The sequence below is a fragment of the Aerococcus sp. Group 2 genome, from assembly GCF_905125285.1.
GTDB classification, from domain to species: Bacteria; Bacillota; Bacilli; order Lactobacillales; family Aerococcaceae; genus Aerococcus; species Aerococcus urinae_E.
The window spans coordinates 77,299-90,224 of sequence record NZ_CAJHPA010000002.1; the positions used below are offsets into that span (position 1 = coordinate 77,299).

At 45.0% G+C, this 12,926-nt stretch carries 9 protein-coding genes; 2 read left to right on the forward strand and 7 right to left on the reverse strand.

All coding sequences use genetic code 11. The features are described 5' to 3' along the window. Nucleotides 1-12: 12 nt before the first annotated feature. The 4 genes from JFU01_RS02740 to rpsO form a co-directional block, all read right to left on the reverse strand. A complete protein-coding gene (locus JFU01_RS02740; RefSeq protein WP_198434179.1) occupies nucleotides 13-1,830 on the reverse strand; it encodes a ribonuclease J in 1,818 nt (605 codons plus the stop codon). Between the two features lie 96 nt (nucleotides 1,831-1,926). Then, on the reverse strand, nucleotides 1,927-2,970 hold the full coding sequence (locus tag JFU01_RS02745) for an aspartate-semialdehyde dehydrogenase (protein WP_195856566.1): 1,044 nt from the start codon (nucleotides 2,968-2,970) through the stop codon (nucleotides 1,927-1,929). Nucleotides 2,971-3,219: 249 nt separating this feature from the next. Further along, nucleotides 3,220-5,340: a polyribonucleotide nucleotidyltransferase gene (gene pnp / locus JFU01_RS02750; RefSeq protein WP_070558516.1), complete on the reverse strand. Its 2,121-nt coding sequence runs from the start codon at nucleotides 5,338-5,340 to the stop codon at nucleotides 3,220-3,222. Between the two features lie 156 nt (nucleotides 5,341-5,496). Next, nucleotides 5,497-5,766, reverse strand: coding sequence for a 30S ribosomal protein S15 (gene rpsO / locus JFU01_RS02755; RefSeq protein ID WP_013668480.1), 270 nt, complete (start codon nucleotides 5,764-5,766; stop codon nucleotides 5,497-5,499). A gap of 224 nt (nucleotides 5,767-5,990) precedes the next feature. On the opposite strand from rpsO, the gene JFU01_RS02760 reads away from it, so the two are divergent. After that, nucleotides 5,991-6,881 (forward strand): phosphatase PAP2 family protein, encoded by an 891-nt coding sequence (locus tag JFU01_RS02760; protein WP_195856565.1) that lies wholly within the window; start codon nucleotides 5,991-5,993, stop codon nucleotides 6,879-6,881. 129 nt (nucleotides 6,882-7,010) lie between these two features. On the opposite strand, the gene uvrB is transcribed toward JFU01_RS02760, so the two are convergent. Further along, nucleotides 7,011-9,005 (reverse strand): excinuclease ABC subunit UvrB, encoded by a 1,995-nt coding sequence (gene uvrB / locus JFU01_RS02765; RefSeq protein ID WP_013668746.1) that lies wholly within the window; start codon nucleotides 9,003-9,005, stop codon nucleotides 7,011-7,013. Nucleotides 9,006-9,186: 181 nt separating this feature from the next. Between uvrB and rpsT the strand changes: the two genes are divergently transcribed. Then, nucleotides 9,187-9,441: a 30S ribosomal protein S20 gene (gene rpsT, locus JFU01_RS02770; RefSeq protein ID WP_060777862.1), complete on the forward strand. Its 255-nt coding sequence runs from the start codon at nucleotides 9,187-9,189 to the stop codon at nucleotides 9,439-9,441. Nucleotides 9,442-9,519: 78 nt separating this feature from the next. On the opposite strand, the gene holA is transcribed toward rpsT, so the two are convergent. Beyond that, nucleotides 9,520-10,539 (reverse strand): DNA polymerase III subunit delta, encoded by a 1,020-nt coding sequence (holA, locus tag JFU01_RS02775; protein WP_195856564.1) that lies wholly within the window; start codon nucleotides 10,537-10,539, stop codon nucleotides 9,520-9,522. Between the two features lie 61 nt (nucleotides 10,540-10,600). Then, entirely contained in the window at nucleotides 10,601-12,925 is a 2,325-nt protein-coding gene (locus JFU01_RS02780; protein ID WP_195856563.1) for a DNA internalization-related competence protein ComEC/Rec2, read from the reverse strand. Nucleotide 12,926 lies beyond the last annotated feature (1 nt).

The following is a 12,926-nucleotide window of genomic DNA, read 5'->3' on the forward strand; positions in this document are numbered from 1 at the left end:
TCCTTTCTAATGCTAGGATTTCGCATCTTGTTTCTTGTGATTTTTATTGCGCTTGTTTTTTGGATTCGGTTTATTATTTTTCTTGGAGTTATTTTTTTGGTTGGAATTATTCTTTTGATTGGAACTATTCTTTTGGTTTTCTTTCTTGAAATTACGCTTACCGCGACGGTGAGAAGATTCCATGATCACCGGTAAAACCATGGGACGGCGGTTGGTTTCCTTGTAGAGGTATTTAGCCACCACTTCCCGAATTTTACCCTTTAAGTCGGCCCAGTCAAAGTTCTTCGGATCTGCTAGGGCCTTCTCAACCTCTTCACGCACCAGTTCCTTGCTGGCGTTAAGGAGGTCGGTACTTTCCTTCATAAAGACAAAGCCCCGAGAAATGATTTCCGGTTGGGAAAGAATCTTGCCTTGACTTCTCGAAATGGTCAAGACAATCACAAAGATTCCATCTTCTGAGAGAATCCGGCGGTCACGTAAGACAATATTACCAATATCGCCAACCCCACTCCCATCAACCAAGACATTCTCAGACGGAACTGAGCTGGCTAGTCGAAGTTTGCCCTTTTCGTATTTAAGGACGTCGCCCTTTTCAAGTAGGAAGATATGGTCATCATCATAGCCCAGGCTTTGAGCAATTTTACCATGCGCATGTAAGAGACGGTATTCTCCCGACACAGGCACCACATAGTCTGGATTGAAAAGGCCAATCAAGACTTCCAAATCCTTGGGTGAAGCGTGACCACTGGATTTATAAGCCGATAAGACTTGGAGGGCATGACCACCAGCCCGGTAGATCTCATCTTCAGTATCAGCCATCACGGTTTCTAAGCCCACGGATGGACTCGAAGTAATCAAGACTAAGTCGCCCTTTTGAATTTTAATATTCTTGTGCGAGCCCTTGGACATGGCTTGTAAATTGGTTAGGATTTCCCCGTATTCGCCAGTCTCCAAGATAATAATTTCGTCATCAGCAAAGTTCTTTAAATTGTCATTAGGTTGAATCAGGTTCTTGGAAGGGATGGTGAGCTTGTTCAAGCGGATGGCCACATCGATAATTTCTTCAATTTGGTCGCCTGATAAGAAGACATGGCGGTTAGTTGCCCGCGCCACATTTAAGACTTGTTGGATCCGTAATATATTACTATCCACCGTGGCTAAGACGACCCGTCCGCTAGCCTTGTCCACTTCCTTTAAAATGGCCTGTTCCAGTTTTTCTTCCGAGGTATTCTCAAAATAGGAATCCGCATGTTGAGAATCACTCAAGAGGGCAATTACGCCAGATGAGGCAATTTCGCCAATGCGGTTAAAGCTGGTCTTATAACCATCACCAACCGTCAAATCAAATTTGAAGTCCCCGGTATAGACGATGCTGCCTTCTTCAGTTTGGACTGCAATCCCCAGTGATTCTGGGACCGTGTGGGTCGTGCTGAAGAACTTAACAACGGCATCGTCAAAATCAATCTCGTTAGAATCATCGATCACGTAGAAGTCTTTGAAGTTCTTCACCCCACGCTTCTTACAATTGATCTTAGCTAATTCAATGGTCAATTCCGTCCCAAAGACAGGAACATTAACCTCTTTTAAGAGATAAGGCAGGGCCCCAATCGCATCAGCATGGCCGTGGCTTAAAAAGACCCCAGCTACCTTATCCTTGTGTTCGATGACATAGGTAAAATCAGGGATCATGATATCGACCCCTAACATTTCATCAGGTGGGAAGATTAGGCCACAGTCTAAGATAAAAATCTTATCATTGACTTCGACCAGGTACATGTTCTTACCATCTTCACGAACACCACCCAATGGAATAATACTTATTCCACTCATTACAACTCCTCTTTCTTCTTACAAAAATTCTTTATAAAGGAAAGAAGCATCTTTATAACCTATTGGTAAAGATGCTCACTTCATCTTTTATAGCTTTTAGATCAAATTCCGAGCAATTAAGGTTTCGGCAATCTCGATGGAATTATAAGCCGCACCCTTCCATAAATTATCGGAAACGATCCATAGATGGAAACCATTCTTCACATCTAGGTCTTGGCGAATCCGTCCCACAAAGGTTTCAGGACGGTTGACTGCATTAACGGGTTGAGGATAGACTTGTTGCTTCACATCATCTTCCACAATCACATTGTCTGCTTGGTCTAAAACAGCCATCAAGTCCTCAATAGTCACATCATCACGGTCAATTTCGATATAAACGGATTCGGCGTGACCTTTAACGACTGGTACTCGGACACAGGTTGCTGAAACCGGTAAATCAGGACGACCTAGGATTTTCTTGGTTTCATTGGTCATCTTCATTTCTTCAAAGGTGTAGTGATTATCTTGGAACTTATCAATTTGCGCCAGGACATTGAAGGCCATTTGATAATGTTTTTCATCACCAGCTACCGGTAAAATTTTAGGTTCGTCAATCGCATCACCAGATAAGATATCGCGGAATTGATTTTCCATTTCCAAAACAGCCCGAGTCCCTGCACCAGAAACCGCTTGATAGGTCGACACAATGACCCGCTTTAAACCGAAAGCCTTTTCGATTGGTCTAAGGGCCATCACCATTTGAATGGTTGAACAGTTAGGATTGGCGATGAGACCGTGGTGGTTATCCATGGCTTCTTGGTTAACCTCTGGGACAATCAAAGGAGTGTCTTCATCCATCCGGTAGGCGCTGGTGTTATCCACCACAACTGCTCCGGCTTCAACAGCCTTAGGCGCAAATTCCTTAGAGCGATCGCCACCAGCTGAGAAAAAGGCAATATCGATACCTTCAAAAGAATCATCAGTTAACTCTTCTACAGTATATTTTTCATCGCCCACGCTTAATTCTTTTCCAGCAGAACGGCTAGAAGCCAGTAAACGTACCTTGTCGTAAGGAATCTTGGATTGCGCTAATAAATAACGGAGTTGTTCGCCCACAGCTCCGGTCGCACCCACAATAGCGATATTATATTTCTTTGTCATGTTTACACTTCCTCTATTTTCATGTTCGATCAAGCTTATAACTCATTTTACCAAATTATCAAGGCTTTCACAAATTAACTTCATTGTAAAGTAGTATTAGGCAAAAAAGAGTGCGCCAAGCGAGTCAAAGAGCAAGACCGCTGGAAGAAAAAGGACGCTTGCTCTGCGTTTGGAGCAGGTTTTGATTAGAGCCTTGCTACTAAAAAAGGCTAGAACTTTTGTCCCAGCCTTCCTTTATAAAAATTAAACTTATTCAGCGTCTTTGTCGGTCAACGCCTTCATGGAGAGGTTGATCCGACCGCGGTTATCGACTTCAATGACTTTGACTTTGACTTGGTCACCAATTTGAACCACATCTTCAACCTTATTGGTGCGTTTATGTTGGAGTTCAGAAATGTGAACCATCCCGTTTTGTTTAGGGGTTAATTGGACGAAGGCGCCAAATTTTTCAATCCGAGTAACGGTCCCAGTGAAGACTTGGCCGACTTCAATTTCCAAGGTGAGTTCTTCAATGATTTCAATGGCCTTATCAATCATGGCCTCATCACTCGAAGAAATACTTACTTGACCATCGTCATCGATATCAATCTTGACTCCGGTAGCTTCGATAATCTTATCGATGGTTTCGCCACCCTTGCCGATGACTTCACCGATCTTTTCAGGTTTAATTTGAATCATCTTAATCTTCGGTGCATAAGGGCTGAGATGGTCACGTGGTGCATCCAAGGTGCCTTGGAGGTGGTCCAATAGTTGCATCCGGGCAACTTTAGCTTGGGCTAGGGATTCACGAAGGATATCTTCAGTGATTCCTTTGATTTTAATATCCATTTGCAAGGCAGTAATCCCTTGTCTGGTTCCGGCCACCTTAAAGTCCATATCGCCTAAGTGGTCTTCAAGGCCTTGGATATCGGTTAGAATAGTATATTTATTGTTATCTTCTTGATCCATAATCAAGCCCATGGCGATCCCCGCTACGGGTGCTTTGATCGGCACACCAGCATCCATCAAGGCTAGCGTCCCTGCACAAATAGAAGCTTGAGAAGAAGACCCATTAGATTCTAAGACTTCAGCCACTAAACGAATGGTATAAGGAAATTCCTCTTGGGAAGGGATCACTCTTTGTAAGGCCCGATGACCTAATTCCCCGTGACCAATTTCCCGACGGCCTGGTGACCCGTAACGTCCAGTGGATCCCACTGAATATTGAGGGAAGTTGTAGTGGTGGATAAAGTGCCGTTCGGTTTCAGGGCTAATCCCATCCAAGGGTTGGTATTCAGATAGAGGGGCTAGGGTACATGCGGAGAGGACTTGGGTTTGTCCCCGGGTAAATAAACCGGACCCATGAACCCGTGGCAAGAGCCCTACTTCGGAAGAGAGGGGACGAATTTCGTCAATTTTACGCCCATCAGGACGGACCTTGTCTTCGGTAATCAGACGGCGAACTTCGTCATACTCTAACTTATCAGCTAGGGCCACAATTTGATTATGTTTAGCCACAAAGTCTTCGTCATCTAAGAATTGGCTATCGTAAAACTCAATCATTTCGTCCTTAACCGCTTGAACGCCTTCTTCACGTTCCAACTTGTCAAAGATTTGGATAGCGTCTACCATTTTTTGATGGTAGCGAGTATAGACTTCCGCTTCAGTTTCTGGAGCAAAAGCTTCCGCTTCAAAAGGCATTTTTTCTTGGCCAACTGCTTGACGGATCTCTTCTTGGAAGTAGCAAAGTTCCTTAATGTTCGCATGACCAAACATCAAGGCTTCTAACATTTCTTCTTCACTTAATTCTTGGGCAGAGGATTCCACCATATTAATAGCAGTTTGAGTCCCAGCAACAGTCAATTCCAAATCAGATTGGGCTTGTTGGTCTAGGGTTGGGTTAATCACTAAGTTACCATCGACGCGACCAACATTGACTCCCGCAATAGGGCCATCAAAAGGAATATCCGAAATGGTTAAGGCCACGGAAGACCCTAACATCGCAGCCATCTCTGGGCTACAGTCGTTATCTACGGACATGACGGTGTTAATCACTTGGACTTCATTTTTGAAACCTTCTGGGAACATTGGTCGGATAGGACGGTCAATCAAACGGGCAGTTAAAGTGGCATGTTCAGTTGGCCGGCCTTCTCTTTTTATGAAGCCGCCTGGAATTTTACCAGCAGCATATTGTTTTTCTTCATAATTCACTGTAAGAGGGAAGAAATCTTGGCCTTCTTTGGCTTCCTTAGCCCCAACAACAGCGGTTAAGACAACAGTATCTCCGTAGCGGACCAAGGCCGCAGCATTAGCCTGTTTAGCCAGTTGTCCGACTTCGATTTGGAGCGGACGGCCCGCCCAATTCATTTTAAATACTTGTTTTTCAGACATATTTACTCCTTTTCTCCCCCAACCACCTACTAAGCAAGGTTATATGTTTTTTCTAAAGCACATAACTTTGATTAGTAAGAGGTCACTATGGGGGCTTTTAGCTAGATTTTACTTTAAAAAAAGCGAGACTCCAAAGAATCTCGCTTTCAATTTCTCTTAACGACGTAAACCTAAACTCTTAATTAAGTTACGGTAACGAGTAACGTCTTTGTTACGTAAGTAAGCTAATAAGTTACGACGGTGACCGATTTTCTTCATTAAACCACGGTAAGAGTGGTGGTCTTTCTTATGAGTTTTAGCGTGTTCGTTAAGGTTGTTGATATCTGCAGTTAATAAAGCAATTTGTACTTCAGCAGAACCAGTGTCCCCTTCATGTGTTGCGTATTTTTCGATAATAGCGTCTTTTTCTTCTTTAGTTAATGCCATTATATTCACCTTTCTTTCTCTTGTATTCTTCCATAGTCTGAGTAAGCCGTTGGTGATTCGGCTGACCAAGAAAATGGTTGTGCTATAGCACAGCAGTCATTATACGAGAAATCGGCTAAACTTGCAAGAAATATCCCTAATTTCACTCGATTTCACCAGCATTTTTTGGCCTTTTTTCAGTTTTTCACTTAAAATAAAGATAATTATAATAAAGGAGAAGACTTATGAAACATTTAGATCGAACATTCTTCCCCCATTTACTTGGCTCGCTACTTGCCTTGATCCCCTTCGCCTTAATTTGTTTAACGGCAGCCATCCATCCTGCCTTTATCCAAGGGGCTGATCAAGCGATTGGTGGGGCACTGTTTGCTTGGGGACCTCAATGGTGGCAGACCTTTGTCGCCTACTTCACTGAAATTGGGACCACGGTTTATATTATTATTGCCGCTCTCATTATCAGTGCCATCCTCTATTACTTCAAGTATCGCTTCCTAGGGATTTGGTTTTCTAGCCAACTCATCCTTGGTGTCCTGCTTGGTAACCAAAGTATTAAGTATATTGTTAAACGCCCCCGGCCTAGCTTTATCCAACCCCTTATCGAACAAGGCGGTTATTCCTTCCCTAGCGCCCATTCCATGGGGAGCGTCTTAATGTATGGGGGCTTGTGCTTAATTGCTTTTTACTTTGTCCGTTCTTACAAGAAGCGCCAAATTTTAGGAATTGCTACCGGTGTGCTCTGCCTAGCCATTGCCCTCAGTCGGGTCTACCTTGGTGTTCATTATTTTTCCGACATCGTGGCCGGCTTGTCCTTAGGAGTAGCCTGGTTAAGCTTATCCAGCACCCTCTTACCTGCATTTCCAAGGGCCATTAAAGAAGCGGCAGCTGACCAGGGAGATGAGCAAGCAGAAGACTGGAACGATGAACCAGAAAGTCCTGATCCAGCTGAAGAGGAAGAAACCACACCCCAGCTCCATGTTATCCACAGTAAGAGTGAAGATCCAGACCAACAGGACCGCTTCATCACTAGCTTGGACACTGCTGAAGGTCAAGACTTAGCTGACGACTTAGAAAAATTGGAAGCAGAGCATGACTCCAGTGATGATAATGAGGACTAGTTAAAAAAGAAAACAAAAATTAAATCTGAAGCGCAAAGAGCTCCCCATGCAGGTTGTAGCAATGGGGAGCTTTTTTGTGGTTCTTTACTTTTTACTGTTAATGAGCATGGTTTATTTAATTGACCAACATCACTTAATCTTATATTCCGCCTTAAGTTCTAAGATGATATCCCGCAATTCAGCCGCTTTTTCGAAGTTCAGATCTTTAGCTGCTTGACGCATTTCTAATTCCACATTGTGGACAGCTTCTTCTTTTTCATTGCGGTTCATGCCCCGGATGGTATCCATGAGCGATTCATTTTCTTCTGCATTGTTCACTGCGGTAGTAATGCGGATGGAATCACGAATTTCTTTTTGGATGGTTTTCGGGGTGATGTGATGTTCTTCATTATAAGCCTCTTGAATCGCCCGCCGTCTAGCGGTTTCATCAATGGCCGCCTGCATGGACCCGGTCACAGTATCGGCATACATAATCACATGGCCATTTTCATTACGGGCAGCCCGGCCAATGGTTTGGATCAGCGACCGCTCATTACGGAGGAACCCTTCCTTATCTGCGTCTAAGATAATCACCAGAGACACTTCTGGCACATCGATCCCTTCCCGCAGGAGGTTAATCCCCACCAGAACATCGAAGACGCCCAGACGGAGGTCACGGATAATTTCGGTCCGCTCAAGGGTTTTAATATCCGAGTGTAGGTATTTCACCTTAATGCCGACCTCTTCTAAGTAATCAGTCAGGTCTTCTGACATTTTTTTGGTCAAGGTGGTGACAAAGACCCGGTCGCCTCTATCTACCCGCTCATTAATTTCACTAATCAAGTCATCAATTTGACCCTTAATCGGGCGAACTTCCACTTTGGGGTCTAAGAGACCGGTTGGCCGGATAATTTGTTCCACGACTTCGCCATTAGACTTCTCAATTTCATAGTCTCCAGGGGTAGCGGAAACATAGATAGCTTGGTTGACCCGTTCTTCAAATTCAGCTAATTTCAAAGGCCGGTTGTCTAAGGCACTAGGCAGGCGGAAACCATAATCGACTAGCTGTTCCTTGCGGGCCTTGTCGCCGTTGTACATGCCGCGTACTTGGGGCATGGTCATGTGGGATTCATCAACCATGAGTAGGTAATCGTCAGGGAAGAAATCCAGCAAGGTATATGGGGGTTGACCCGGGGCCCGACCGTCCATATGGCGGGAATAGTTCTCAATCCCGTTACAATAGCCCATTTCTAATAGCATTTCGATATCATAGCGCGTTCTCTGTTCCAGACGTTGGGCCTCTAAGAGTTTGCCTTCGTCATTAAACTTCTTCAATTGGACCTCTAGTTCAGCCTCAATCGAGTCAACCGCTCTTTGCATCTTGTTATAATCAACCACAAAGTGAGTGGCTGGATAGATGGGATAGTGTTTGACGTCATTTTTGACTTCACCGGTCAAAACATCAACTTGACGAATCCGATCAATTTCATCGCCAAAGAACTCTACCCGGATGGCTTCACTGTCACGGGAAGGCAGGAAGACTTCCACCACGTCGCCACGGACGCGGAAAGTCCCACGGCGAAACTCAATGTCATTACGCTCATACTGCATATCCACCAAACGCCGCATAAAGTCGTTACGGTCAACTTCTTGGCCTTGGCGGATGGAAAGGACATGGTTTTTATATTCCATTGGGTCGACTAAACCGTAGATACAGGACACCGAAGCCACAATGATGGTATCCCGGCGTTCCAGAATCGATGAGGTGGCTGAGTGGCGAAGCTTATCAATCTCATCATTGACTGAGGCCGATTTTTCAATATAGGAATCGCTCGAAGGCACATAGGCCTCTGGTTGGTAGTAGTCATAGTAAGAGACAAAGTATTCGACTGCGTTATGGGGGAAGAATTCCTTGAGCTCTGAATACAGTTGCCCCGCTAAGGTTTTATTATGGGCTAAGACCAGGGTCGGCCGGTTGGTCTCCGCAATGACATTAGCCATGGTAAAGGTCTTCCCGGTCCCGGTACCGCCCAAAAGGACCTGGGCCTTATCGTTATTTTCCACCCCTTCAACCAGTTTTTTGATGGCTTGGGGTTGGTCCCCACTAGGTTGGTAGGATGATACTAATTCAAACTTGCCGTCCACTATACTTCACTCCATTTTTTCTTTTCTCTTATCTAGTTTATCACGACTAGGACCTAAACCCTATTTTAAGCTTCCAAGGACTAAGTAAAATTTCTCTTGCCAGCCTGGTCAAATTTCTGTATAATATTCATGTTAGTGACCTGTTCACTTGAAAAAGCGAAAAAAGAAAGAGGTGGACTCCATGGCAAACATTGCATCAGCTATTAAACGCGTACGTCAAAACGAAAAGAACGCTGCAGTAAACTCTGCAAAAGTCAGCGAAATGCGTACCGCTATTAAACGTTTCGAAACTGCTGTCCAAGAAGGCGCAGACAACGTTGAAGAATTACACCAACATGCTCAAAAATTAGTGGACCAAGCAGTTTCTAAGAACTTAATCCACGCTAATAAAGCAAGCCGTATTAATTCACGTATGGCTCAAAAATTAAACAAGTAATTAAAAAAGCCACCGCTTCTCTTAACTGGCCTAAGCCGTTGAAGAAGCGGTGTTTTTTTGTGTAATTTTTATCTCTGACTAGGCCGCAAAGCGCAAGATAAACCATTCAATGCCTAAGTTAGGGTCTACCTGGCCTGACTTAATCTCATAATCCAACTCCACCAAGTCCTGGTAGGCCGCCAGTAATTGCTGGCCATCGTAGGAGCGCATTTGTTTCATACTCATCTTGACCCGGTAAGGATGGGCCCCTAAAGACTTAGCAATAGCCCCTTGGTCATAACCTGAACGGGATAGAAGAGCAATTTGGCTAAAAAGACGGAAGTTAGCCTCTAAGAGGGCTAAAATCGCAATGGGCTGGTGCTTTTCCTGAATCAGAGTTCGGTACAAGTCCAAGGCCGCTTCCAGGCGGTGGGCCATGACATAGTCAGTCAAGTGAAAGATATTATTATCCAAGGAAGGCGACACCACAGTCTCGACATCGTGCTTGCTAATTCGATCTTCCTGACCCACAAAGAGAAAGAGCTTCTCCAATTCATTCATGGCATTGGATAATTGATAATTGGTTCTTTCCAAAAAGAGCTGTAAGACTGAGCGATCCATCAAGTAGCCCGCATTTCTGACATAGTCCTTGATGTAGTTAGTCGTAGTCGCCTCATCCGCCAAGGAAACATCGACCAAATTGGCGGCTTTTTTTAACTGCTTAACCACCTTCTTACGACCATCTAATTTCTCAAAGTCACAGACAAAGACCAGGGTCACGTCAGGAGCCGGTTCAGCCAGATAATCCAGCAGGGCTTGGGTATTTTCCTCCTTCTTCCCTTTTTCTGTACTTAAAAAGGCCGGCTGGGTCAGCCAGATAATCTTGGGCTCAGAGAAAAAAGAAATGGTATTGGCCTCGACTAAGGCCTCTTCTAAAGAATGTTCTTCTAAGTCTAAGCGGACAAAGTTAAAATCACTGACCGCTTCTTGGTCCCCAATGACCGCTCGGCTTAACTGATTTTCAAATTCTTGGATCAAAAACTTCTCCTCCCCTAGTAAGAGGTAGATGGGATCCACTTGTCCTGCTTTTATTTTCTGTATCGTGCTTTGAAAAGTCATGACGCCCCTCCTCACATCCCATCTATTTTAACTGACAAGGTTCACTTTGTCATTAAACAAGTCAATCTCTAATAGAATCTTCTTCCCCCGCTGCTTTTACCGTCTTAAAAACATAATGCCTTCCCAGGTAAAAATAATGGATAGCCCCATCCCGGTCAGTGCGGAAAGTTGTCGCCTTGACGGCAGCTAGATCATCGACTACCCGATCACTAGGATGGCCGTAGCGGTTATTCTCTCCCACTGAAATCAAGGCATAGCGGGGTTGCCATTGGGCGATTAGATCACTAGGGCTGGAATGGTCAGAGCCATGGTGGGCTACCTTCAAGACATCGATCGGGCACTTTATCTTTTCTGCCATTTGTGCCTCAGCCTCCCCATCAATATCCCCTGTAAAGAGAAAAGTCAAGGGTCCCATGGCCCCTAACATGGCTAAGGAGTCTTCGTTTTCCCCTACTCCCGACTCTTCTGGCATCAAGACCTCTAGGCCCATGGACCGATTGAGAGTCAGACTTTGACCGGCTTGGAGCCAGACCACTTGGATATGGGGGTTCTTACTGGCTTTGAGCGCCTGATCCAAGATGGTTAGAACTTCATGGTCTTCCTGCATGCCAACAGGTAAATAGAGGGTATCCACCGGAATTTGACGAATGATTTCAGGTGCTGACCCATAGTGGTCAAAGTCGCCGTGAGTCAAGAATAGCCCTGCTAAGCTCCGTACCCCTTGAGCCGCTAAGACAGGCTGGATCTGACTTTCAAACAAGGTCCGCCTGGGCCGCTCTTGCCAGTCTTCTTTTGGGAAAGTGGGTCTGCCAGCTGCGTCAATCAGGTAGGCCGAGGCAGAAAACGGCGGTTTGACGAGGATACAATCCCCTTGACCAATATCTAAGACAGCTACTTGCCCTAGAGGGGATAAATATGGAAAAAGATATAAGCCTAAGAGAGCCAAAGTCAAGGCCAACCAGCCCCGCCCTTTCCTCTTGGCTAAGACTTGCCGGTCTAACCAATATGCGAGCACCAAGCAATAAAGCAGAATAAAGACAAAGGGCATATGGCCAGTTAGCCAGTAAAATCCGGGCAGGTCACTAAAAAAGAGCGACAACTTCTCTATATGAAGGATCACCCAGGTCAGGGGCCAGGCCACTAGGGTCACTAGCCAACCTAATCCTCCTATCCCTAAGCCCACTACCAGGAGAAGGCCTGGAAAGAGACAGACGGAAAACAGCCAGGAATAAAAGTAATTCACCCACAGGACTAACCAAGAGAAACCAGCCTGACTGACAATGAGAAAAGGAATAGTGACCAAGGTACAGGCCAGGGAGAAGATGAACTCTTCCTGCCAAGCATGCTTAAAGGGCGGCGCTTGTTTAATGATTAATAGGGTGGCAGTTAGGGCATAGGACAACTGAAAGCCTAAGGAAAAAATTGCCTGAGGATTGATGAGAAGGATAAACGCTACCGACCAGGCGAGTCCGGCCCAGGGATCGACAGGTCGATCAGTTTTTCTTTGAACAAAGGCGTATAGATAAGACCCAATGGCCCGGATCATCCCATAAGGCAAGCCTAACAAACAGCCATAAAGGACTAAAACAGCTAAGACGATCCATTGGTAGTATTCTACCAGGACCCCTAGTCGCAGTAACGATCGCTTCAACAAGGCTAATAAATAGTTGACATGAAAACCAGATAGGGAAAATAAATGAATAATCCCAATTTCCTGGTAGGCAGCCATTGCAGAAGGATCAATACCTGACTTATCATTCAGAAATAAGGCCTGGAAATAATCTGCCAAGATTCCTAAGTCTAGACTCTGTAAATAGGTATAGATGCTCTGGCGGAGGTTGGGCCAAAAATAAGCCCAATAGGGTAAATCGACCAGACCCTGAACCGTCTCTACCTCAAAGACCCAATAAATCTCTTGCCGTCTTAAATAGGCTTGGTAGTCAAAGCCATGAAAATTACGCTGGCCGCTGGGAGGAGTTAATTGGCCTAGGAGATTGATTTGAAAGGATCGCCCTTGATTTAGCCAAGCCGCTTGCTCAGCCTCAGATTTCATGTAATAGAAGACTTGAAACTTTTCTCCCGTTGCCACTTCTTGCCCCCTAAACTGGACTAAGTCGCCTTCCACCTTCAAGCTATCGATAGCCACTTCTAAAGTTAGAGCAGCCTCCCCAGTGGTAAAGTGGGACATCCTTTGACTAAGGAGATAAAGATAAAGGCCCATAAATAGCTGAGTGACTAAGATCCACTTAAATAGTCCTTTATCTTTTAAGGCAATCACCCGTCCCCAGTACCAGAGGTAGAAAATCAGCGTCCAAACTGATGGCGCCAGCATGAGAGCTATCAGTAAGAGAATCCCCAAGGCTAACCAAAAAATCTTCGTCTTCATC